This is a genomic window from Phenylobacterium sp. (genome assembly GCF_036495085.1).
Classification (GTDB): Bacteria; Pseudomonadota; Alphaproteobacteria; order Caulobacterales; family Caulobacteraceae; genus Phenylobacterium.
Genome location: NZ_DASXNL010000140.1, coordinates 17,848 through 39,824, shown reverse-complemented (window position 1 = coordinate 39,824; position 21,977 = coordinate 17,848). Strand labels below are relative to the sequence as shown.

The following is a 21,977-nucleotide window of genomic DNA, read 5'->3' as shown; positions in this document are numbered from 1 at the left end:
AACATGACCGCCAAGCTTCTGGCCGGTCGCCGCGTTCTAGCGATCGGCAGCGCCCTGCCCGACCTTGCTCAAGGTCCGCTCGAGGGCGCGATCGTGACCACCGGTGGTCTAGACAGGCTGATCGGCGTTGGCGCTGCCGACGCCGACCTGCTGATCATCGAAGCCGACTCCTGGGGCGGCGCCGCTCTCGCGGCGGGCGTCCAGGCGCTGGCGCTTTGCGCTGCTCCGCCGCCGGTGCTCCTGGTCGGCGCGAACCTGCCGACCGCCGTGGTCCGAACCTTGCTTCGCCTCGAGCGCTCCGACGTGCTCGAAGCCCCGTTCAGCAATGAGAACCTGGCCGCCGCCGTCGCCCACCTGATGACGGCCAGAGCGGCTCCGGCCGCCGCCGCGCCGGCGCCGAGCGGCGACATTGCGCGGTGCTGGGCTGTGACCGGGGCTGTCGGCGGCTCGGGAGCCACGACGATCGCGATCGAAATCGCAAACCAGCTCTGTGTGCGCACAGGCAAGGACAAGAGCGTCTGCCTGATCGACCTCAACCTGGCTGACGGCTCGGCGGCGGCCTATCTCGGGGCCAGCCCGGCCATGCGGCTGCCCGACCTCGCACGCGCGGCCGACACGCTTGACCACTCCATGCTGCAGGCCTTCGCCACGCCGCTCACCAAGCAGTTCGACCTCTTTTCCGCGGCGCGCGACCCGCAAGCCTTCGAAAGCATTCCTCCGGAGGCGATCCTCAGGCTGCTGGAGGTGGCTTGCGAAACCTACCAGTGGGTCATCGTCGACATGCCGCGCCACCGCCGCGCGTGGAGTGTCCAGGCGTTGAGCGGATGCGACGAGGTGCTGGTGATCTCTGAGCTGACCGTGCCAGCGCTCCTGGCGGCGCGTTCCCTCTCCGATGAGATCGAACGCGCCATCGGCTCGGGCCGGAAGCCCCGCATCGTCCTGAACCGGGTCGCGGGGCGGATGTTCGGCCCTGCGCCGTCCCTGGCCGAGGCCGAGCGCGCCCTGCAGCGCAAGGCCGAAGGCGGCGTCAGCTCCGATTGGGAAGCCGCGGCGGCCTCCGTCAATCTTGGGGGGCCGATCGCGACCCACCGACCCAAGTCGAAGATCGTCAAGGACGTTCAACAGCTCGTCGAACGGCTGGCCGGCGAAGCCGCTCAGCGCGATGGCCAGACCACGAGGGCCGCCTGATGGGTCGCTTCAGCCTGCCCGGCGTACGCGCGCCCGCCGCAACCCCCGCCCCGGCCGCCCCATCGGCTGTGGCTCCGGCTCCGGCTCCCACGCCCTCACCCGCCGCCGCCGCGCCGGCCGCGCCTGTGGCCTTCTCGGCGCCTGCAGCTCCGTCGCGCCCGCAGCCGGCGACGGCCGCCCCCGCCGCTAAGGTGGTCACAGCGTCCCAACTCGATGTGCGGCTTCGCCTGCACTCGCGGCTGATCGAGGACCTCGACCTCGCCAAGCTCGACAAGCTCGACGAGACCGACATGCGCCGCGAGGTCATGCGTCTGGTCGCCGACTTCGCGCGCGCTGAGCGGATGGCGCTCAACACCGCCGAGCTGCAGGAGCTCGGCTCCTCAATCTATGACGAGATGAAGGGCCTGGGCCCGCTTGAGCCGCTGCTCAAGGACGACAGCATCAACGACATCCTGATCAACGGGCCGTTCCAGGTCTACGTGGAGCGGCGCGGCGAACTAGAGCTGACGGCCGTCACCTTCCGCGACAACGACCACCTGCTGCGGATCGTCAACCGGATCGTGGCCGGCGTCGGTCGTCGAATCGACGAAAGCCAGCCAATGGTGGACGCGCGACTGCCGGATGGGAGCCGGGTGAACGCCGCGATCAATCCGATCGCCATCGACGGCGCTGCGGTCTCGATCCGGAAATTCTCCAAGAAGCCGCTGACGCTGGAACGGCTGGTCGAGGTCGGCGCCATGCCGACCTGCGTCGCCGAGTTCCTCCATGGCGCGGTGCGCAGCCGCGTCTCCACGGTGATCTCCGGCGGTACGGGTTCGGGCAAGACGACGCTGCTGAACGCACTGTCGGCGGCGATCAGCGAAGGCGAACGCCTGATCACCATCGAGGACGCCGCCGAGCTGCAGCTGCAACAGCCGCACGTCGTGCGCCTGGAAACCCGGCCGCCAAATATCGAAGGCAAGGGCGAGATCCGTCAGCGCGAGTTGGTGAAGAACGCCCTGCGGATGCGACCTGACCGGGTGATCCTGGGCGAGGTGCGTTCCGACGAAGCCTTCGACATGCTCCAGGCCATGAACACCGGCCACGAGGGCTCGATGGCCACGATCCACTCCAACAACCCGCGCGAGGCGATCGGCCGACTTGAGCAGATGATCGCCATGGGCGGTCTTGCGATCAGCCCTGATGCGATGCGCCAGCAGATCGCCTCGGCCATCGGCCTGGTGATCCAGGTGATGCGCCTTGCGGACGGCAAGCGGAAGCTCACCCACGTCACCGAGATCACAGGCATGGAAGGCCACGTGGTGCAGATGCAGGACATCTTCACCTTCAATCGCACCCACACTGACGCCGACGGCACAGTGCACGGCGAGTTCCGCGCCACCGGCCTTCGGCCCCGGTGCATCGACGAAATGCAGCGGCGTGGCATCCACTACGACACCGCCAACTTCGACCCGACCCGCGTCCTGGGGGCAGCATGAAGTTCGACGGCAACGTAGTTTTCCTGATCCTGATCTTCGCCGCCGTGTTCACGGCGGGCCAGGCGGTCATCGGCCTCTTCACCGTGGCCACCACCAAGCGCCGGGTGAACAAGCGCCTGAAGGTCGCCGAGCGGGTTGACGGGGTCCAGGCCCTGGTCATGGAGCTCCGCAAACAGCGGGGCCTCAACGCTGCGGGCGAACGCAGCGACCGGCTGCGCTGGCTTTCCAACCTGATCGTCTCCTCCGGCGTCGCCTACGAACCCCGAAAGTGGGCGCTCTACGTCGCCGGACTCGCCGTCGCGGGGGGGCTCGCCGCAGCGGTGGCCACCAAGAACCCGGTGATGTTCCTGCTGGGCGCTCCCCTCATTGGCGTCGGCGGCCCTATCTTCTACCTGAAGACGATGGCGGGCCGTCGCGCCAAGGCGCTCGGTTTCCAGTTGCCGCAGGCCCTTGAGATCATCGTTCGCAGCCTTGAAGCCGGCCACCCGGTGCCGACCGCCATCTCACTGGTCGGCCGTGAAATGGCTGACCCGATCGGCTCCGAATTCGGCATGGCGGCCGACGAGATCGCCTATGGAGCCACTATGGAACAGGCGATCGCGCGAATGTCCGAACGTTGCCAACACCCCGACGTCGACCTGTTTGCCGCTACGGTGCGGTTGCAGGAACGCGCCGGCGGCAACCTGACAGGCCTGCTGAAGCTCAACGCCGCCACGGTCCGCGACCGCCACAAGATGCGCCTGAAAATCAAGGCCGCGTCCTCGGAAGGCCGCGCCTCGGCCATGATCCTCACCTCTGCGCCCTTTATCGCCATGGGCTTCATCATCGTCTCCTCCCCGCACTTCTATGGCGACGTGATCCACGAGCCGGTCGTGAAGTGGGGGCTCGCGGGCCTGGGGGTCTGGATGTTCATTGGCAACATGGTCATGCGCCGCATGATCGACCTGCGGCTGTAATCCTATGAATCCGATCTCGATACAGACGATCATCTCAGGCCTGGGTGTTGTGCTGACGCTTGGCGGCGTTGGCGGGGTGGCCTGGGCCCTGGGCAACGAGTTGCGCCAGCGCGCCGTTCGCCGCGGGCGGATGCAACTCGCCGGACCGTCGCTCAGCCCTGGCCGACAGCCTGAGCAGAAGCCTGCCGGGGTCATCGGGAACCAGCTTCTGGGGACAATGCGCCGGCTCGGCCAGCAAAGCGCCGTCCGCGATCCGGCCCAGCTCTCGGTGCTTCGCTCGCGCCTGATGCAGGCCGGGTTCTACAATCGCGAGGCGCCGGTCATTTATCTGGGCATCCGCGCCGCGGCGTTGGTGGTCGCCACCCTTGGCGTGCTTCTGATGCTGCCGCTGATCATGGGCGGCAAGACCGGCATGGCAGGCGTTATGGTCGCAGGAGCGCTCGCCGGAGCGGCCATTTTGGGTCCTGACCAGGTCCTGAAGGCCCGTCGCGTCAAGCGCGAGCGCGAGTATTCCGACGGCTTCCCCGACCTCCTCGACCTCCTGGTGGCCTCGGTCGAAGCCGGCCTCAGCCTCGACGCCGCCGTCGCCCGTGTCACCGAGGAGCTGGTCCGCCGCTACCCGACGCTCACCATCCACCTCCGCTTCCTGGTGCTGGAACTGCGCGCCGGCAAGTCGCGCAAGGAAGCCTGGTCGGCCTTCGCCGATCGCCTCGGCATCGACGACGCACGCCAATTGGCCACGATGTTGCGCCAGGCCGAAGAGATGGGCACCAGCCTGGGCGACACCTTGACGGTCTTCTCCCAGGACATGCGCTCCAAGCGGATGCTGCGAGCGGAGGAAAAGGCCCTGGCCCTTTCCGCCAAGCTCACCGTGCCGCTGATCCTCTTCATCTTCCCGTGCCTGCTGGGCGCGCTGATGCTGCCGGCGGTCGCGCGCCTGATGCACGTCTTCGCCAAGTAAAGGGGGCGAGCGGAAAGCCGCTCGCCTCGGTCAGACCCCGTACGGCCGATAGGGCCCGGCGATCAGCTGTTCGAAGACGCCAAGGCCCTCGCGCGCCGGCTCGCCCGGCGCCTCCATCACAGCCTTCGAAATCGCCTGGATGTGCCAGTTCTCCGGCGCACCCATGTCGACCTTGGCGAGCTCGATGTCTTCCCGCGCGACAGCGAGTTCGCCCTTCAGCTCACCGTGGCGCCACGCCCCGCCGTAGCCGATGCCACGCATCAGGAACACGCCCTTTGGCTCCAACCTGATGGAAGCCTCGCCTTGCTCCAGGGGGATCTTCAATGTCCCGCCACGCGCATGGCGCGTGCCGGCCTGAAGGGTCACCTCCTCCATGCGCGGCGCGTCCGAGTGCCAGCCGCCCTCCGCCCCGACGCCATCCGGCAGGATCACCGCGCGAGTGTTCCAGGGCTTGCCTTCGGTGTCGGCGTTGACGTGGAAAAAGACGCTGCGGTCGGCGAAGTTGAGCGGCGTCCATTGCCAGAAGAAGCCCATCATCCCGCCGCCCGGCGTCGGCTGCGGATCCGCAGCCCCTACCGGCCGGATTCCCCACGAGCGGTCGCGGGTGCCGGTCCAGCCGGCGCCGGTCTCACGCCGGTCGCCGTCCAACTCCGTCCAGCCCGTGACCCGAACGTTCTGGGTGAGGCGCGTATAGTCCATGAACATCCGCGGGCCGTTGCGCCGCGTGAAACGCGGCTCCTCGATCGGGAAGGCGCGGCCTTCGAAGGTGAGTTCGCACGCCAGGCCCTCCGCGCGCTCGAGCGTCACCTTCAGCTTCTGCAGCGGCTCGAGCACCTCGATCCTGATCGGCCCCACGACGAGCTCCATCCGCTCCAGGCCAAGGATCCGTGAGGCGTGCAGACAGCGCTGCACGCCGTCACGGGTGATCGAGACATGCGCATCGGCGACATTCAGCGCGGGATAAACCCCGAAGGCCACGGCCACGAACTCCGAGCCGTCCGCAGAGTAGGCGTTGAAGAAATAACGGTCGTAGAAGTTCCGGTCGGACCCCGAGTAGGCAATCGGCTCCGGGGTCTGGTGGATCGGGAAATCGTCACCCTTGGTCAGCATCGTCGGTTGGCTCCATCCCCTTGACGCGCCGTCAGGCTTGCGACCCGCCGCTGCGGCGTATCAAGTGGGTAAGACAAGAAGAAAACAAGTGGAGGATCCGATGAGCGTCATGACCGTCGCGGACCATCGCATCCCGCGGGATGTGGCCGAGCTGTTGGCGGCGCCGGCCGCATATGCTGACGGACGGATTCACAAGGCTTACGCCTGGCTGCGCCAGAACGAACCCTTAGGTGTTGCCGAGATCGAAGGCGTGGACCCCTTCTGGGTCGTCACCCGGCACGAGGACATCCTGGAGATCAGCCGGCAGAACGATCTGTTCCACAACGGCGATCGTTCGCCGACCTTGATCGGACAGGAGGGCGACAAGAAGGTCCGCGAGATGATGGGCGGCAGCCCGCACCTGTTGCGCACCCTGATCCACATGGACGCGCCCGACCACCCCAAATACCGGGCGCTCACCCAGGGCTGGTTCATGCCGCAGAACCTGCGTCGGCTGGAAGACCAGATCCGCGTGCTCGCCAAGGCGGCGGTGGAGAAGATGGCCGCCTGCGGCGGGCGCTGCGACTTCGTCAAGGAAGTGGCTCTGCACTACCCCCTGCACGTGATCATGAGCATCATGGGCGTGCCGGAGGCCGACGAGCCGCGGATGTTGAAGCTGACCCAGGAGCTGTTCGGCGCCGCGGACCCCGAGCTTGGCCGCGACGGCGACAAGCCCATGGAAGAACGGGATTTCGACTTCGGGGTCATCATCGACTTCTCGAACTATTTTCGGGCGCTTTCCGAGAGCAAGCGGGCCCATCCGACCGAGGACCTGGCAAGTCTGATCGCCAACTCCACGATCGACGGCCAGCCGATCTCCGACCTGGAGGCGATGAGTTACTACATCATCGTCGCAACCGCCGGCCACGACACCACATCGTCATCCACCGCCGGCGCCATGTGGGCCCTGGCCGAAAATCCCGGTGAGTTGGCCAAGGTGAAGGCCGACCTGTCGCTCATCCCCTCGCTCGTAGACGAGTCGATCCGGTGGACCACCCCGGTAAAGACCTTCATGCGCACGGTCACCGCCGACACCGAATTCGCCGGCCGTGACTTCCGGAAGAACGACTGGCTGATGCTTTGCTACGCCTCGGGTAACCGCGACGAGGCGGTGTTCGAGGATCCGCAAACCTTCCGCGTCGACCGCAAGCCCAACCGCCATTTGGCTTTCGGCTACGGCGCGCACCTCTGTCTTGGCCAGCATCTGGCCAAGATGGAGATGCGGATCCTGTGGGAGGAACTTCTTCCACGCCTCTCCGAGCTCTCGCTTGACGGGGCCCCTGCCATGAGCGAATCGGCCTTCGTCAACGGACCCAAGCGCCTGCCGATCCGCTTCAAGATGAGCTGAACTGGGTGAGCCATCCCCTCGAGCCGCGGCTCGCGCGATACATCGCCTCCCAGATGCCCGAGGCCTCGGACGTAGACGTCACCGCGCTGGAACGCATCTCCGGCGGCGCGTCACGGGAAACCTATCGGTTCCGGCTGACCTATCGCGAAGGCGGCCGCGCTCATGAGCGCAAGTTGATCCTCAGGCGCGATCCGCCGGCCAGCCTGATCGACACCGAGCGGCGGGTGGAGTTCGCCGCCTACCGCGCTTTCCATGGGTCAGCGGTGCCTGTGCCCCGGATGCTGTGGCTGGAAGAGGCCGACGAGGCCCTCGACCATCCGTTCTTCATCGCCGAAGAGCTGAGCGGCTTCCAGGCCGCGCCGCAGATGCTGTTCGCCGGCGGCTACGATGCTGTCCTGCCAAGGGTCGCCGAGCGCAAATGGACCATATTGGGCGAGATTGCCCGCGCCGACCCCCAGGCGCTCGGCCTGACCTCGGTGATGCAAGCGCCGGCGCTGGACGCTTGCTGGCGTCGTGAACTCGACCACTGGGAGCAGATCTTCGACACCGACGAGGCCGAGCCGCAGCCGATCGCGCGGGCCGCCATCCGCTGGTTGCGGGCCAATCCGCCGCCGCCGTCCCAGAAACTCTCGGTGGTGCATGGCGACTACCGGACCGGCAACTTCCTCTACGATGAGCAAGGCGAGATCCACGCGGTGCTGGACTGGGAGATGGCCCACCTGGGCGATCCGCTGGAGGACCTGGCCTGGGGGTTCAACCCGATATGGCAGTTCGGCCGCGGACTTGAAGGCGGCCTGGCCCCCAGGGAGGAGGCCATTGCGATCTGGCAGCGGGCCAGCGGCCTGACCGCCGACCCTGTCGCGCTCCATTGGTGGACGCTCTTCAACTGCGTGAAGGGCCAGGGAATCTGGGTAGGGTCGGCGCGCGCCTTCATCGACGGCGGCAACAAAGAGCCGATCATGGTCTACCCTGCCTGGTGGCTCCTGAATGCGCAGGACCGAGCGATCCTGAAGGTGATGGGCCGGCTGTGACCCCGAGCGTTCCCTCCGTCCTTTCCGAGCTCGCTGGGCTCCTGATGCGCAACGCCGCTCCCGGTGTGCCGGACGCGGAACGGGCCAGTGCGCTTGGCCTTTCCTCCATGCTGTTGGCCGTGGCTGCGGAAGTTTGGGACGGCGCCGCGCAGAACCTCGTGCAGGAAAACCGGGCGCTCGCCACCCTGCTGCGCGACACCGCCGCCGAAGCCGACCTGCGCCTTTCCGCACTCAGAAACGAGAACGCCCGGTTGCGCGCTCGCCTGATAGAAGATCACATCCTCGCCGAGGAGGCCGGCGATACGGAACGGCAGGAGGCCATCTGGGCCGAACTCCGCGCCTCGACGGTAAGGCGTATGCTCTCGATCTCTCCGGTCTGACGAAAAGCCATGGCCTCAGCCACCGATATCAAGAACCGCATCCCGATCACCGCCGCCCTGATGCTGGCGACGCTGATGAACACGCTGGATTCGACCATCGCCAACGTCGCCCTACCCCACATGCAGGGCAGCGTTTCGGCGGCGCAGGACCAGATCGTCTGGGTGCTGACGTCCTATATCATCGCGACCGCGATCATGACCCCGCTCTCAGGTTGGCTTTCGCTGAAGATCGGGCGGAAGACCATGTTCCTGGCTTCTATCTCCGGCTTCACCGTCGCCTCGATCCTCTGCGGCGTCGCCACCAGCCTGCCCGAACTCGTCATCTTCCGAATTGTCCAGGGGATCGCCGGCGCTTCAATGATGCCGCTCTCCCAGACGGTCATGCTGGACATCTATCCGCAGCAGATGATCCCGCGGGTGATGAGCATCTGGAGCGCAGCCGTGATCCTGGGGCCGATCATCGGACCGACCCTCGGCGGCTGGCTCACCGAGAGTTTTTCGTGGCGCTGGGTGTTTTACATCAACGTGCCGATCGGCATCCTGGCGTTCCTGGGGATCTCGACCTTCATGGATCGCGATGAGGGTGGCCGCCAACGGCCGTTCGATTTCCTCGGATTTGGCGCTCTTGTGCTGTTCATCGGGGCCTTCCAGCTGCTGGTCGATCGCGGCCCGACCCAGGACTGGTTCGATTCCAGGGAAATCTGGATCTACGCCGCCATCTGCCTGACGGGGCTGTGGCTCTTCATCGTTCAGACCATGACGGCCGAGCACCCCTTCTTCCATCGGGACCTCGCCAAGGACCGCAACTTCGTCACCACGACGATCTTCGGATTGTTCGTGGGCGTAATGCTGTTCTCCACGAGCGCGCTGCTGCCGTCGATGATGCAAAACCTCCTGGGGTATTCTGCCCTACAGAGTGGTGTCGCCAGCATGACGCGGGGCGTCGGCTCATTGATCGCCTTCCTGGCGGTCCCCGCCCTCGTCGCGCGCTTCGGGGCGCGCTCGGTGCTGCTCGTCGGCATCCTGCTCACCAGTTTCGCCCTGTGGCAGATGGGGCAGTTCGACCTTTCGATGACCGCGCGGCCCATCGAGATCTCCGGCTTCATCCAGGGCCTGGGCACCGGCCTTCTGTTCGCGCCACTGAACACACTGGCCTACGCCAAACTCGCGCCTGTCCACCGCACGGAAGGCACGATCGTGGCCACCATGGCGCGCAGCCTGGGCTCCGCCGCCGGCATTTCGCTCCTGCAGGCCATGCTCATCCGTGACGCCGCCGTCGCTCACTCGGGCCTCTCCGAACATGTCACGGTCACCGACCCGATCATCCGCTGGGTCATGCCGCAGATGTTCAGCTTGCAGTCGTCTGCTGGACTGAGCGCCCTGAACGCCGAGGTGAGCCGTCAGGGTTCGATGATCAGCTATGACGCCCTGTTCGGCGCAATGGCGGTCGGTTGCCTGCTGCTCGCTCCGACTTTGCTGCTGCTCAGGCCTCCGAGCGGGCCTCCGCCGTCAGCGCCGGAAATGGCTGTCGACTAGCCGTTCGCGAGGCGCGAATCCTCCGGTGCTCCGGCGCGCCGCGCCATTCCGTAATCGCGCACGACCCCCGCCACCCTCAACCTGTAGTCTGCGAAGATCTCCCGGCGTCCGGCGGACTGCGCGCTGCGATGCTCCGCCAGCCTTCGCCATTCCGCCACCGCCGCCTCGTCGCGCCAGAAAGACAGCGACAGGATCTTGCCGGGGGTCGTCAGGCTCTCGAACCGCTCGATCGAGAGAAAGCCGTCAGTGCATTCGAGTAGCGGCTTCAGCTTAGTGGCGAGGTCCATGTAGGCCTGTCTGCGGCCTGCGCGCGGCTCGACCTCAAAGATCACGGCGATCATCGCGCCCGCACCGGCTGCAGGAAGGTCCGCTCCTCCGAGAGGATGAACCTCTTCTCCTGCGCAAAACGGAAGTTGGCGACGGCCGCGGCGTCCGAGCGCAGCCGGCCGCGGTAAGTTTCATAGGCAGCCAGGCAATCGAAGCCGATCATCGCCAACGCGATGTTGTTGGTTCCCTCGTGAGGCAGGAAATAGCCCAGGAGATCACCCCCAAGATCGGGAATGATGGTCAGCCATCTTCGGGCATAGTCCTCGAAGGCGTCGCGCTGGTACGGGTCGATCACGTAGCGGATGCAGCAGGTGATGCTCATTGGGGGCCTCCTCGTCAGAGGCGGCTTTTAGCCGGTTCATCCGGCCTCATGTTTCGATCGCGCTCGAAGGCTTGAGCGGTGAACTCTATGGCGCTGCGACCTCAATTCACCTACGATCGAACCATGAAGGTCGGACCTGATATTGCGACCATTGGGGCCCTTATGGGCGACCCGGCGAGAGCCAATATGCTGACGGCTTTGCTGGCTGGGCAGGCATTGACCGCCGGCGAGCTCGCGCGCGAAGCCGGTGTCACAGCGCAGACGGCGAGTTCGCACCTCGCGCGTCTCGAGGGCGGTGGCCTGTTGGTCCAGCGCAGGCAGGGCCGTCATCGGTACTATGCGCTCTCCGGCGAGGATGTGGCCGCGGTGCTGGAGGCGTTGATGGGCCTTGCCGCGCGCACCGGCCATACGCGGGTGCGGACCGGACCCAAGGAGCCGGCGCTGCGCCGCGCGCGGGTCTGCTATGACCACCTCGCCGGCGACTTGGCGGTGGACATGCTCGAGCACATGATCGCCCGCGGCTTCGTTGTCGAGCAGGCCGAGGCGCTTAGCCTCACGCCGGCCGGCGAGACCTTCATGACAGCGCTTGGCCTGGATCTGCCCGCGCTCGCCACGTCGCGCCGACCGCTCTGCAAGGGCTGCCTCGACTGGAGCGTCCGACGCACCCATCTCGCCGGCGCTCTGGGCGCCGCCCTGCTGGATCGGTTTTATTCCCTGGGCTGGGCGGCGCGCGAGCCCGGCACCCGCCTGGTGAGCTTCACCCCACGTGGCCTCGAGGCCTTCAGCGAGATCTTCGGGGTCAGAGCGGACGCGGACTAGACGCCGAGGATGCGCATCGATTCCGGATCGAAGGCGCCGCCGAAGTATTTGCCGAGCGCCGACTGAAATACCGCCCCGTCCTTCGCCGCATGCGCGAAGAGTGTCAGGCAGGAGCGAAACTTCATGTCGTCGGGGCTGCCGAATATCTCGTGCGCGCTACGCCCGCCCACCGCCTGGACGAGCGCGACGCAGGTCAGGAGCCGCGATCCAAGCAGCGGATGGGTGAGATAGGCGTCCGCCTCCTCCCGCGAGCGGATGGCGTATTTCTGAGCCATGAGACTGGAGCCAAGACCTGCGAGCTGCGGAAATACAAACCACATCCAGTGGCTTTGCTTGCGGCCGGCGCGAAGTTCGTCCAGCGCCTGCTCGTAGAGCGTCGTGACGCCAGCCCGCTGGTCCTGGGCCTCAACGAACCGATCGAGATCGTAGGGGTTGCTCAAGGCCGAATTCCTGCACGTGACAAGCCGCCCGTCCTCGGCTTTGCTGCGCCACCCCCGGGTTCGGGGGCTTTCTGCATTTTCACCCGGAACGGATTTCATATGCCACCAAGGATGTTGCCAGAGCCCACGCCGGAGACCCGGCATTTCTGGGACGGTTGCAAAGCAGGCGAGCTTCGCCTGCAGCGCTGCACCGAATGCGACGGAGGGAGCTATTTTCCCCCGCGCCCCTTCTGCCCCACCTGCGGCAGCCGCAAGGTCGAGGTCTACAAGGCCACCGGCAAGGCGGTGCTGTGGTCCTATGTGATCAACCATCGGCCGCGCCCCGATATGGGGACCGAGCCCTACGCCATCGCCGTGGTGCAGCTTGAAGAGGGTCCGCGGATGATGACCAACATCGTCAACTGTCCGCAGACGCCGCAGGCGCTGCAGCTCGACATGCCGGTCACCGTCAGCTTCGCCAAGCAGACCGACGACATCTCCCTTCCGCTCTTCGAACCCGCGAAAGGGTGATCCTGTGAAGCAGAAATCAATCGCGGTCGTCGGCGCCGCCGAGACCACCCAGATGGGCAGGATCCCCGACGTCTCGGTGATCGGCCTTCACGCCGATGCGGCCCTGAACGCCATGGCCGATGCCGGCCTCAAGCCCTCCGATATCGACGGCGTCGCCACCGCCGGCGAGAGCCCAACGGCGCTCGCGCACTACCTTGGCATCACGCCCACCTATGCGGACGGCACCTCGGTCGGCGGCTGTTCCTTCATGCTCCACGTGCGTCATGCGGCGGCGGCGATCAACGAGGGCCTCTGCAAGACCGTCCTGATCACCCACGGCGAATCCGGGCGCAGCCGGGTCGGAGCGGGGCGCTTTGGGGCCTCGCCCTCCAGCTTGAATGGCCAGTTCGAGATGCCCTACGGCCCGATGGGACCGCCGACCATGTTCACCGTACCGGTGCTTCGCTACATGAAGACCTACGGGGTGACGGAAGAGGACCTGGCGATGGTCGCCGTCGTCCAGCGTGAATGGGCGGCGAAGAACCCGAGGGCCAGCTTCAGGGACCCCATCAGCGTCGACGACGTCCTGAACTCCGACATGATCGCCTGGCCGTTCCGCAAGCTGATGTGCTGCCTGGTCACCGATGGCGGCGGAGCGTTGATCCTGACGTCGGCCGAGCGGGCCAAGGATTTCCCGCAGAAGCCCGTCTACGTGCTTGGGACCGGCGAAAGCGTCGAAACACCGATGGTGAGCCAGATGGAGGATTTCACCACCTCCAAGGCGTTCCGCGTCTCCGGCAAGAAAGCGTTCGACGAGGCCGGCATCGAGCACTCCGACGTTGATCACCTGATGATCTACGACGCCTTCGCCCACTTGCCGCTTTACGGGCTGGAGGATCTCGGCTTCTGCAAGCCGGGCGAGGCCAAGGACTTCATCAACGGTCGCAATACGGCTCCGGGCGGAAAGCTGCCGCTGAACACCAACGGCGGCGGCCTCTCCTACATGCACTCTGGCATGTACGGCATGTACGCCATGCAGGAGAGCGTGCGGCAGATGCGCGGGATCGCCCCGGCGCAAGTCCCGGGCGCGAAGATCAGCGTAAGTCACGGCGTCGGAGGCATGTTCGCCGCCTCCGGCACCATCATCTTCTCCAACGAGGCGCCGTAGCCAAGCGTCTCTCCCCGTGCGGGAAAGGGTCGGGCGTGGGGGTGTCAGGCGTGGGTTTGCAGACCAATCGTAAAACGCGCTGCGACCATCGCCACCTCCGGCCGTTTTCTGCACGGGCGAGGCGGCAGGCTTGCTTGGCAAGCTTCGCCGCATTGCTCGTCCTGCTGCCTGCTGGTGCGCAGGCCCAGGACCTCACGCTGAGCGGCGTCATAACGCGCGCCGATCACCAGACCTATCGCGAGATCCCGTTCCGGGTTCCAGCCGGGACGGCCCGCCTGACGGTCGAATTCGCCTACACGGGCAAGGATCAGAAGTCCGTCATCGACCTGGGGCTGCGCGACCCCCAGCGGTTTCGCGGCTGGAGCGGCGGGGCCAAGCAGAGCTTCACGATTTCCGAAGCGGAAGCCACCCCCTCCTACCTGCCTGGACCGCTCCCGGCCGGCGTCTGGAAACTCGTGCTGGGTGTCCCGAACCTTCGGGCCGGGGCGCAGGCGCATTGGACGGCCCATGTGTCCTTTGAGCACGGCCAAGCCTTCGCGGGCTTCAGCGCCGCGCCGATCAAGGCCGGACCTGGCTGGTACCGCGGCGACCTGCACGTCCACACCGCCCACTCCGACGGTTCCTGCCCCTCGGACAAAGGCGTCCGCACGCCGTGCCCGGTATTCAAGACGCTGGAGGCCGCTCACGCGCGCGCCCTCGACTTCATCGCTGTCACGGACCACAACGCCACATCGCAGAACCAAGCATTGCGCGAGCTGGCGCCCTTTTTCGACGACCTCTTGCTGATCCCAGGCCGCGAAATCACGACCTTTCAGGGCCACGCCAACGTCTTCGGCCCCACCGGACCCATCGACTTCCAGCTTGGCTCGCCACGCGCGCCGACTCTGGCCGCAGTCCAGGAAGCCGTGGAGAAAGCTCAGGGTCTCCTCTCGATCAATCACCCCGCCCTGCCGTCCGGCGAGGCCTGCATGGGCTGCGGCTGGAGCGTGAAGGACACCGATTTCAGCCGCATCCAGGCTATCGAGGCCGTCAACGGCGGACGCGCCGACCCGCCGCTTTCCGGAATCGGCTTCTGGGAGGCGCGGTTAAACGCCGGATTCCGCATCACCGCCGTCGGCGGCTCGGACAATCACGATGCGACGCTCGATCCTTCGAAACCGTCGTCGGTCGGCTATCCGACGACGGTGGTCCACGCCGCTGAGCTCTCGCAGCCCGCGATCCTGATGGCGATCCGCGCCGGCCACGTGTTCGTCGACGTCACCGGCAGCCGCGAGCGAGGTCTCGACGTCAAGGCTGCATCCGGCGGACGGACCGCCGAGATGGGTGACGCCCTGACGGCCGCGGCAGGCGCGGCCATACGGGTGACCATCCATGTGACCCACAGCGCCGGGGGGGGTCTCAGCGTGGCTGGCGACGGTCCGAAGCCCAAGCTCGCTGATGCGGCGCTTTCGACCGACGACGAAACCCGCACAATCGAGGTGACGAGCGATGGGCAGCGGCACTGGCTTCGCATCGACGTGCGCGGACCGGACGGCCGGCTTTGGCTGCTTGGCAACCCGATCTACCTGAACGCGCGCTAGGCGGCCGCGATGTCGGCGTGTTCGCCCCCGGGCACAGCGCCGATCGCGACCATGATGCTCTCGATCAGCGCCTGGGCGTGGATGGGCTTGGAAAGATGCAAATCGGCCCCCGCCTCCTGGCTTGAGCGGACATGCTCATCGAGGGCGTTGGCGGTGAGCATGATTACCGGCGTCCGCGGCAGGCCGGCCTCGCGTTCGTATTCGCGCAGCAGGGCAGTGGCGGTGAGCCCGTCGAGCTCCGGCATCTGCATATCCATCAGCACCACGTCGAAGCGCTCAGCCTTCAGGAGGTCAAGCGCCAGCTGGCCATTTTCGACAATGGTTGGCACGACGCCCACCGACTCCAGGATCAGTTCGACGACCTTCTGGTTCGTCGGATGGTCCTCGGCCACCAGCACGCGGCGACCGGCTATGTCCAGGGATTGGCGGGGGTCGGGCGCCTCGGCCTTGGCGTCGCCATCCAGCCGCTCAAGAGCGAGATAGACCGAAAAGGTCGACCCGCGGCCAGGCGACGACTGGACGACGATCCGACCGCTCATCAGCTCGATCAGCGAGCGGCTGATCGCGAGGCCCAGGCCCGTGCCGCCGAACCGACGCCGAATGGAGGCATCGGCTTGCTCGAAGCGGCGGAACAGGCGCGCGCCGGTCTCCTCGTCAAAGCCGATGCCGGTGTCAGCCACCCGGAAGCGGATCTCTTCGCCCTGGGCGCTCACCTCCAGCACGATCTCGCCCGTCTCGGTGAATTTAACCGCATTCGAGAGCAGGTTCGACAGCACCTGGGTGATGCGCACGGTGTCGCCGGCGAATCGGCCTTGAGCCTCCGGCGCCACCGACCAGCGGAAGGTCAGGCCCTTGTTTCGCGCCGAGGCGCTGTGCAGTTCGGCGATGCCGCCAACCAGTCGCTCCATGCTGAAATCGTCGCTGGCGAGCGTGATTTCGCCGGCCTCGATCTTCGAGAAGTCCAGGATATCGGTAAGCACCCGCTCCAGCAGACGGCCCGACGAGGCGATAAGCTCGGCCAGCTCACGGCCTTTTGGCGTGGTCTGCTGGCCGGCCAAGGTTTCCGAGATGGCGATCACCCCGTTCAGCGGCGTCCGCAGCTCATGGCTCATGTTGGCCAGGAAGCGGGACTTCTCGGCGTTGGCGCGTTCGAGCTGGGCGGTGCGTTCGCCGACGCGATCCTCGAGCGAGGCCATGACAGCTTCGGTCTTCTCACGCTCCGTGCGCAATGCGGTCGCGAGCACGCCGATCTCGTCGTTCCGGCGCTCGACGTCGCGCACGTCAGGCCGTTCGGTGAGCCCGAAAGCCTCCGGTTCGCAGGAGGCCGCCAGACGCTCGACCGGACGCACGATGCTGCGCCGCGCCAGAAGCACTACGGCAAGCGCCTGCATCGCCGAGGCGATGCCGCCGATCAGCAGCACCCAGGAGGCCGATCGAAGGGCCGAAGCCATCATCTCGGCCTTGGGGTAGGTCAGCAGCAGATACCAGTTGGGTCCGCTCAAGCGTCCGAAGGCCACGATCTGGCGCCCGTCCGGGCTGTCGATGACACCGTTCTCGCGGCCATCCTTGGCGATCCGCGCGACGAGGTCGCTCAGGCCGAACTTCTTCTGATACTGCGCGAGCGTCGCCTCCGGCGCCGCGGCCCGATCGGTGAAGCCCGGGTAGGCGATCAGCTCACCCTTCGAGGTGACGATCATCGGCGAGGCGCCCGACGGGGTGTCCTTCACGGCGTTCAGGAAGAAGTGCGTCAGGCCCATGGAGGAGCCGAAGGCGCCAACGTAGCGGCCATTGACGTAGGCCGGCGTCAGGCAGGCGGTGGACAGGCGCTTGCCGACCGTATCCTGCACCAGTCGCTGGAGATTGGTGCAACGGGTCGCGTGGCTAGGGTCGTTCTGCGGCAGGGTGATCTGCGCCATCTCCTCCTTTTCGACGGAGAAGTCGGCCGGCGCGTCATGCCGATAGTACGTCAGGTGATCGGGCCGGTCGGGACCGTACATCACCAGGCGGGCCGGTTTGGGCGTGAAGAAATAGAGATTGTCGTAGTCGCGGCGGGCGGCCGGACCGAAATCCGAGATCAAGGCGAAGGCGGCGACGTAGACGCGCATTTCCGCCGGCGCGATCGCCTTCTCACCACCGAGGAAGGCCCCCATGCCGTAGGTGAAGTCGCCGCCGACCACCGCGCCGTCGAAATATCGGTCGCGGCTGCGGCGTGTGCCATCGGCCCGCGCCGGAAAATAGTCGTTGGCGAGCCGCAAGGCATCAGACTCGGTGAGGTGGCTCATCCGCCGTGCGAGCTCCTCGCCGGCTGCCTTGTGCAGGGCTGACAGATTGGAGAACTGGCGGTCCACGTTGCTACTGCGCTCGCGAACATAGTCGGTGAGGTAGCCGATCTGCCGGCTCGATAGCTCACGCTCGAAGACCACGAAGGCGCCGAGCGTGCCGAGCACAGTCATGACCAGCGACATCAGCCCGACGCTGATCAGGAACCGGCGCGATAGCGATTTCATTGGAACGGGGGCTCCGCTTGCCCACGAACCTTAGTCGCCGATCCTTGCGGTCAAGTTTACGGGGGTTGTCCCGAATTCTGGCGGAAGGCGCTACCGGTCGAGCTTGGTCGCCAGGACGATGGAGGAGTTGGTGCGTTCCACCCCGCGCAGGGAGCCGATCTCGTCGATCAGCGCGTCCATCTCCCCGACGGTGGGCGCCTCGACCGCGGCGATCATGTCGAAGGGGCCGCTCACCGATTGCAGCTTGCGCACCCCGACCATGCTCTTGAGCGCGGCCGTTACGGCGGCGGCCTGCTTGGGCTCGACCGTCAACATGATGAAGGCGTGAATCATCGCCGCTTCGCGGGCCTCAGACAGCTTGACCGCATAGCCCGCGATGACGCCGGTGCGCTCCAACCGGACAAGCCGGCTCTGCACCGTGGTCCGCGAGATGCCGAGCGCCCGCGCCAACTCCGCCACCGGCGCGCGGGCGTTGTCGCGCAGACGGGCGAGCAGGTGGTTGTCCAGATCATCCATCGGCGTTTTACCCATAATGTATGTCAATTCGTCGAAAGTACCCTTCTATAACGCCGAAATGCCAATTGAAACCGACAACGAGGGGAATGATCTTTGACCAGAAAGCGTCAGGGGAGGTCAGGGTGCTCAAAGCCACAGTCATCGGAGCCGGTAAGATCGGCTCCACGATCGCGAGTCTGCTGGCAGGCTCGGGCGACTATGAGGTTCTGGTCGTCGACCAGAATGAAGAGATGCTCGCCAAGGTCGATCCGCGCGCTCGGGCGATCATCATGGAGATCCGCGATCCCGCCGACCTCGCCCGCGCGATGGTGGGCAGTTTCGCGGTGGTCAACGCCGCGCCCTACCATTTGACCGCCGTCGTCGCACAGGCCGCAAAGGCCGCCGGCGCGCACTACCTCGACCTCACCGAGGACGTGGCCGCGAGCCGCGTGGTGCGCGAACTCGCCACCGGCGCAGCAAGCGCCTTCATACCGCAGTGCGGCCTGGCGCCGGGGTTCATCACCATCGCTGCCTGCGATCTGTGCAAGCACTTCGAAGAATTGCACGACGTGCGGCTGCGCGTCGGCGCCCTACCGCGCTACCCCTCCAACGCCCTCAACTACAACCTCACCTGGTCGACCGACGGCGTGATCAACGAGTACTGCGAGCCCTGCGAGGCGATCGTGGAGGGGCGCCTGCGCGAAGTCCCGGCGCTCGAGGAATGCGAGGAGTTCGCCTTGGACGGCGTCACCTATGAGGCGTTCAACACCTCCGGCGGCCTAGGCACGCTTTGCCAGACGCTCGAGGGCAAGGTGCGCAATCTTAACTACCGCACCATCCGCTATCCCGGCCACGCGGCGATCATGAAGGCGCTCCTCAACGATCTCGGCCTGCGCAATCGCCGCCCTTTGCTCAAGGACATCCTCGAGAATGCCGTTCCAGCGACGCTGCAGGACGTCGTCATTGTTTTCGTGACCGTCAGTGGACTGAAGGATGGCCGGTTGATGCAGGAGACCTATGTCAACAAGGTCTTCGCCCGGCCGCTCGAGGGCCGGATGATGAGCGCTATCCAACTCACCACCGCCGGCGCGGTCTGCGCGGTGCTCGACTTGCTGGCGCAAGGCCGCCTTCCGACGCATGGGTTCGTCCGCCAGGAAGACATTCCGTTGGCCGACTTGCTGGCGAACCGCTTCGGACGCTTCTACGTTCCCGAGCACCAAGACCTTCGCGCCGCCGAGTAGCCCATGACCGTTCAGATGAAGCTCGGCTCCGCCGCAGCAGACGCCGCCGAGGTGTTGAGGCGGCTGGATGTCCCTGCAGCGCTCTGGACCGGCGGCGATCGCCCGGTGCGTTCTCCCATTACCGGCGAGATCATAGGCCAGGTGCACGACGCCTCACCCGCCCTCGTCGCGGAAGTCGTCGGGGCCGCCCACGAGGCCTTTCTCGCCTGGCGCGCCACGCCTGCCCCGCGACGCGGCGAACTCGTGCGCCTCCTGGGCGAGGAACTGCGTGGCGCCAAGGCTGACCTCGCCCGCTTGGTGACCCTGGAGGCCGGCAAGATCGTCTCAGAGGCTTCCGGCGAAGTGCAGGAGATGATCGACATCTGCGACTATGCCACCGGTCTGTCACGCCAGTTGTTCGGCCTGACGCTGGCCACCGAGCGCCCCGAGCACCGGATGATGGAGACCTGGCATCCACTGGGCGTGGTCGGCGTGATTTCCGCCTTCAATTTCCCGGTCGCGGTGTGGTCGTGGAATGCGGCGCTGGCGCTGGTCTGTGGCGACGCGCTGGTCTGGAAACCCTCGGAGAAGACTCCCCTCACGGCCCTCGCCGTCCAGGCGCTATTCGACAAAGCTGCCGCCCGTTTCGGCGAGGCGCCCAGGAATCTCTCCTCCGTCATAGTCGGCGGCCGGGAGGTCGGCGAAGCGATGATCGACCATCCCAAGATCGCCCTGGTCTCAGCCACCGGCTCCACGGCGATGGGCCGGGCCGTCGCGCCTCGTCTGGCCGCCCGTTTCGCCCGCTCGCTGCTGGAGCTCGGTGGAAACAACGCCGCGATCGTAGCCCCCACCGCAGACCTCGACCTTGCACTGCGCGGCGTCGCTTTCGCCGCCATGGGCACCGCCGGCCAGCGTTGCACGACGCTTCGCCGCCTGTTCGTCCATGAGGACCTCTACGATGCCTTCGTGCCCCGCCTGAAGGCCGCCTACGGTTCCGTGCCGGTCGGCGATCCGCGCCAGGCTGGAACCCTTGTCGGCCCGCTGATCGACGCCGCCGCCTTCGAAGGGCACGCGCGAGCACTGGCCGACGCCCGCGCGGCCGGCGGTCAGGTCACGGGCGGGGAGCGTGTCGACCTCTACGGCAATCCGGACGCCGCCTACGTCCGGCCGGCGCTCGTGGAGATGCCAAGGCAGGATGAACTCGTGCGGCGCGAGACCTTCGCCCCGATCCTCTATGTCATGCGGTATTCCGACCTCGGCGCGGCCATCGCCCAGCAGAATGACGTGCCCCAGGGACTGTCCTCATCGATCTTTACCAATGACGTCCGCGAGGCAGAATTCTTCACCTCGGCCGCAGGATCCGACTGCGGCATCGCCAACGTCAATATCGGCCCCTCCGGCGCAGAGATCGGAGGGGCGTTCGGCGGCGAAAAGGAGACCGGCGGCGGCCGCGAAGCCGGCTCCGACAGCTGGAAAACGTACATGCGACGCGCCACCAACACGGTAAATTACGGGCGGACCCTGCCACTCGCCCAGGGCGTTGAATTCGACGTCTAGCCTCGCCCGCCGCGGCTCAAGCATGGCGTAACGCTGCTATGCCTGCTATCGCGAGACGTGGCCAGCATCGCCACAACCGCGTGGCCACGGCGTCCCGGAGCCTCGCCCTGTCCGATCGCACGGAGCCCCCAGATGACCGTCGATACGCTCGGCTGGCCCATCAAAGCCCGCGAGTTCAGCAACTTCCTGATGGATTCGACCCGTTGGAACGGGTTCGAGTTTCGGGACGACGACATCGTCATCTCGACCTTCTCGAAGACCGGCACCACCCTGACGCAGCAGATCGTCTCCCAGCTGATCTTCGACGGCGACCCTACGGTCTATGGGCAGGCGGAGTCGCCATGGCCTGACTTCCGACTGACGCCGGACGCGGCGGAACGGGCGCGGGCGCAGACGCACCGCCGTTTCATGAAGACCCATCTGCCGCTGGACGCCTTGGAGTTTTCGCCGAAGGCCAAATACCTCTACATCGGCCGCGACCCGCGCGACATCATCTGGAGCCTGCATCATCACCAGATGATCATGACCGCCGCCGGGCGCGAGGCGTTCGACAAGCTAGGCGACGGCGAACCCCAACCGCCGCTCCCCGATCCAGATATCCGCGCGTTCTACAACGGCTTCCTCGACCATCCCCGACCTGACTCGCTCTGGTCGCACGTCCGGGCCTGGTGGGAGATCAGGGACCTGCCGAACGTCCTTCTGCTGCACTTCGCAGACCTAATCGCCGACATTCCCGGATCGATACGGCGCATCGCAGCCTTCCTCGATATCCCCATCGATGAGGCGCGGCTCCCCGACATGGTGGCCCATTGCAGTATCGAGCACATGCGCAGGGCCGGGGCCGACGATCCGCTAATGAACCAGGTCTTCGAGGGCGGCACGCAGAGCTTCATCAACAAAGGGACCAACGGGCGCTGGCGCGACGTGCTCAGCCAAGCCGAGATCGACAAGTGCGACGAGATCGCTGCGCGCGAACTCACGCCCGCCTGCGCGACGTGGCTTTTGCGCGGCTGAGACCTCACCAAC

21 protein-coding genes are annotated in these 21,977 nt (G+C 66.3%); 15 read left to right on the top strand and 6 right to left on the bottom strand.

All coding sequences use genetic code 11. The annotated features are described in order from the left end of the window. Positions 1-3: 3 nt before the first annotated feature. The 4 genes from VGI62_RS16120 to VGI62_RS16105 are packed head-to-tail and all read left to right on the top strand — an operon-like array spanning position 4 to position 4,583. Complete coding sequence (locus VGI62_RS16120) at positions 4-1,188, top strand: hypothetical protein (protein WP_331505538.1); 1,185 nt, start codon at positions 4-6, stop codon at positions 1,186-1,188. Then, positions 1,188-2,666 (top strand): CpaF family protein, encoded by a 1,479-nt coding sequence (locus VGI62_RS16115; RefSeq protein WP_331505537.1) that lies wholly within the window; start codon positions 1,188-1,190, stop codon positions 2,664-2,666. Before VGI62_RS16120 ends, VGI62_RS16115 begins: the two co-directional genes overlap by 1 nt. Then, complete coding sequence (locus VGI62_RS16110; RefSeq protein WP_331505536.1) at positions 2,663-3,622, top strand: type II secretion system F family protein; 960 nt, start codon at positions 2,663-2,665, stop codon at positions 3,620-3,622. Before VGI62_RS16115 ends, VGI62_RS16110 begins: the two co-directional genes overlap by 4 nt. Positions 3,623-3,626: 4 nt before the next feature. Beyond that, complete coding sequence (locus tag VGI62_RS16105; RefSeq protein ID WP_331505535.1) at positions 3,627-4,583, top strand: type II secretion system F family protein; 957 nt, start codon at positions 3,627-3,629, stop codon at positions 4,581-4,583. A 30-nt stretch (positions 4,584-4,613) separates the two neighbouring features. Here VGI62_RS16105 and VGI62_RS16100 read toward each other — a convergent pair whose 3' ends face one another. Continuing rightward, entirely contained in the window at positions 4,614-5,693 is a 1,080-nt protein-coding gene (locus VGI62_RS16100; protein WP_331505534.1) for a hypothetical protein, read from the bottom strand. Between the two features lie 100 nt (positions 5,694-5,793). Between VGI62_RS16100 and VGI62_RS16095 the strand changes: the two genes are divergently transcribed. Genes VGI62_RS16095 through VGI62_RS16080 form a run of 4 tightly spaced genes read left to right on the top strand, consistent with a single transcriptional unit; the run spans position 5,794 to position 10,027 of the window. After that, on the top strand, positions 5,794-7,080 hold the full coding sequence (locus tag VGI62_RS16095; RefSeq protein WP_331505533.1) for a cytochrome P450: 1,287 nt from the start codon (positions 5,794-5,796) through the stop codon (positions 7,078-7,080). 5 nt (positions 7,081-7,085) lie between these two features. After that, positions 7,086-8,111, top strand: coding sequence for a phosphotransferase family protein (locus VGI62_RS16090; protein WP_331505532.1), 1,026 nt, complete (start codon positions 7,086-7,088; stop codon positions 8,109-8,111). Positions 8,112-8,155: 44 nt separating this feature from the next. Beyond that, the gene (locus VGI62_RS16085; RefSeq protein WP_331505531.1) at positions 8,156-8,491 is read left to right on the top strand and encodes a hypothetical protein; all 336 of its coding nucleotides are present in this window, start codon (positions 8,156-8,158) and stop codon (positions 8,489-8,491) included. A 9-nt stretch (positions 8,492-8,500) separates the two neighbouring features. Further along, on the top strand, positions 8,501-10,027 hold the full coding sequence (locus VGI62_RS16080) for a DHA2 family efflux MFS transporter permease subunit (protein ID WP_331505530.1): 1,527 nt from the start codon (positions 8,501-8,503) through the stop codon (positions 10,025-10,027). Here the strand turns inward: VGI62_RS16080 and VGI62_RS16075 are convergent. Both VGI62_RS16075 and VGI62_RS16070 read right to left on the bottom strand, forming a co-directional pair. Further along, positions 10,024-10,368 (bottom strand): antibiotic biosynthesis monooxygenase, encoded by a 345-nt coding sequence (locus VGI62_RS16075; RefSeq protein ID WP_331505529.1) that lies wholly within the window; start codon positions 10,366-10,368, stop codon positions 10,024-10,026. The genes VGI62_RS16080 and VGI62_RS16075 overlap by 4 nt on opposite strands. Next, positions 10,365-10,676: an NIPSNAP family protein gene (locus VGI62_RS16070; RefSeq protein WP_331505528.1), complete on the bottom strand. Its 312-nt coding sequence runs from the start codon at positions 10,674-10,676 to the stop codon at positions 10,365-10,367. The genes VGI62_RS16075 and VGI62_RS16070 overlap by 4 nt, the downstream gene beginning before the upstream one ends. A gap of 87 nt (positions 10,677-10,763) precedes the next feature. Here VGI62_RS16070 and VGI62_RS16065 point away from each other — a divergent pair, with 87 nt between their 5' ends. Next, on the top strand, positions 10,764-11,495 hold the full coding sequence (locus VGI62_RS16065) for a helix-turn-helix domain-containing protein (RefSeq protein WP_331505527.1): 732 nt from the start codon (positions 10,764-10,766) through the stop codon (positions 11,493-11,495). On the opposite strand, the gene VGI62_RS16060 is transcribed toward VGI62_RS16065, so the two are convergent. Further along, complete coding sequence (locus VGI62_RS16060; RefSeq protein WP_331505526.1) at positions 11,492-11,935, bottom strand: DUF1810 domain-containing protein; 444 nt, start codon at positions 11,933-11,935, stop codon at positions 11,492-11,494. The two genes, VGI62_RS16065 and VGI62_RS16060, sit on opposite strands and share 4 nt — an antisense overlap. A 99-nt stretch (positions 11,936-12,034) precedes the next feature. Here VGI62_RS16060 and VGI62_RS16055 point away from each other — a divergent pair, with 99 nt between their 5' ends. The 3 genes from VGI62_RS16055 (at position 12,035) to VGI62_RS16045 (ending at position 15,172) form a co-directional block, all read left to right on the top strand. Beyond that, positions 12,035-12,445 (top strand): Zn-ribbon domain-containing OB-fold protein, encoded by a 411-nt coding sequence (locus tag VGI62_RS16055; RefSeq protein ID WP_331505525.1) that lies wholly within the window; start codon positions 12,035-12,037, stop codon positions 12,443-12,445. Between the two features lie 4 nt (positions 12,446-12,449). Then, complete coding sequence (locus VGI62_RS16050) at positions 12,450-13,592, top strand: thiolase C-terminal domain-containing protein (protein ID WP_331505524.1); 1,143 nt, start codon at positions 12,450-12,452, stop codon at positions 13,590-13,592. Positions 13,593-13,726: 134 nt separating this feature from the next. Continuing rightward, a complete protein-coding gene (locus tag VGI62_RS16045) occupies positions 13,727-15,172 on the top strand; it encodes a CehA/McbA family metallohydrolase (protein WP_331505523.1) in 1,446 nt (481 codons plus the stop codon). Here VGI62_RS16045 and VGI62_RS16040 read toward each other — a convergent pair. Then, the gene (locus VGI62_RS16040; RefSeq protein WP_331505522.1) at positions 15,169-17,679 is read right to left on the bottom strand and encodes an ATP-binding protein; all 2,511 of its coding nucleotides are present in this window, start codon (positions 17,677-17,679) and stop codon (positions 15,169-15,171) included. The genes VGI62_RS16045 and VGI62_RS16040 overlap by 4 nt on opposite strands. 90 nt (positions 17,680-17,769) lie before the next feature. Continuing rightward, complete coding sequence (locus VGI62_RS16035; protein ID WP_331505521.1) at positions 17,770-18,195, bottom strand: Lrp/AsnC family transcriptional regulator; 426 nt, start codon at positions 18,193-18,195, stop codon at positions 17,770-17,772. A 122-nt stretch (positions 18,196-18,317) separates the two neighbouring features. Here VGI62_RS16035 and VGI62_RS16030 point away from each other — a divergent pair, with 122 nt between their 5' ends. The 3 genes from VGI62_RS16030 (at position 18,318) to VGI62_RS16020 (ending at position 21,965) form a co-directional block, all read left to right on the top strand. After that, positions 18,318-19,415, top strand: coding sequence for a saccharopine dehydrogenase family protein (locus tag VGI62_RS16030; RefSeq protein WP_331505520.1), 1,098 nt, complete (start codon positions 18,318-18,320; stop codon positions 19,413-19,415). 3 nt (positions 19,416-19,418) lie between these two features. Further along, positions 19,419-20,951, top strand: a complete 1,533-nt coding sequence (locus VGI62_RS16025) for an aldehyde dehydrogenase family protein (protein WP_331505519.1) — start codon at positions 19,419-19,421, stop codon at positions 20,949-20,951. Between the two features lie 132 nt (positions 20,952-21,083). Next, positions 21,084-21,965 carry a sulfotransferase domain-containing protein gene (locus tag VGI62_RS16020; protein WP_331505518.1) on the top strand — a complete coding sequence of 294 codons (882 nt, stop codon included), beginning with the start codon at positions 21,084-21,086 and terminating at the stop codon, positions 21,963-21,965. Positions 21,966-21,977 lie beyond the last annotated feature (12 nt).

Coding starts and splice junctions, on each gene's coding strand:
- VGI62_RS16035 (WP_331505521.1), bottom strand. CDS start 18,195: ATGGATGATCTGGACAACCACCTGCTCGCCCGTCTGCGCGACAACGCC.
- VGI62_RS16100 (WP_331505534.1), bottom strand. CDS start 5,693: ATGCTGACCAAGGGTGACGATTTCCCGATCCACCAGACCCCGGAGCCG.
- VGI62_RS16040 (WP_331505522.1), bottom strand. CDS start 17,679: ATGAAATCGCTATCGCGCCGGTTCCTGATCAGCGTCGGGCTGATGTCG.
- VGI62_RS16075 (WP_331505529.1), bottom strand. CDS start 10,368: ATGATCGCCGTGATCTTTGAGGTCGAGCCGCGCGCAGGCCGCAGACAG.
- VGI62_RS16065 (WP_331505527.1), top strand. CDS start 10,764: ATGGCGCTGCGACCTCAATTCACCTACGATCGAACCATGAAGGTCGGA.
- VGI62_RS16120 (WP_331505538.1), top strand. CDS start 4: ATGACCGCCAAGCTTCTGGCCGGTCGCCGCGTTCTAGCGATCGGCAGC.
- VGI62_RS16110 (WP_331505536.1), top strand. CDS start 2,663: ATGAAGTTCGACGGCAACGTAGTTTTCCTGATCCTGATCTTCGCCGCC.
- VGI62_RS16025 (WP_331505519.1), top strand. CDS start 19,419: ATGACCGTTCAGATGAAGCTCGGCTCCGCCGCAGCAGACGCCGCCGAG.
- VGI62_RS16055 (WP_331505525.1), top strand. CDS start 12,035: ATGCCACCAAGGATGTTGCCAGAGCCCACGCCGGAGACCCGGCATTTC.
- VGI62_RS16115 (WP_331505537.1), top strand. CDS start 1,188: ATGGGTCGCTTCAGCCTGCCCGGCGTACGCGCGCCCGCCGCAACCCCC.
- VGI62_RS16105 (WP_331505535.1), top strand. CDS start 3,627: ATGAATCCGATCTCGATACAGACGATCATCTCAGGCCTGGGTGTTGTG.
- VGI62_RS16080 (WP_331505530.1), top strand. CDS start 8,501: ATGGCCTCAGCCACCGATATCAAGAACCGCATCCCGATCACCGCCGCC.
- VGI62_RS16095 (WP_331505533.1), top strand. CDS start 5,794: ATGAGCGTCATGACCGTCGCGGACCATCGCATCCCGCGGGATGTGGCC.
- VGI62_RS16085 (WP_331505531.1), top strand. CDS start 8,156: ATGCGCAACGCCGCTCCCGGTGTGCCGGACGCGGAACGGGCCAGTGCG.
- VGI62_RS16020 (WP_331505518.1), top strand. CDS start 21,084: ATGACCGTCGATACGCTCGGCTGGCCCATCAAAGCCCGCGAGTTCAGC.
- VGI62_RS16070 (WP_331505528.1), bottom strand. CDS start 10,676: ATGAGCATCACCTGCTGCATCCGCTACGTGATCGACCCGTACCAGCGC.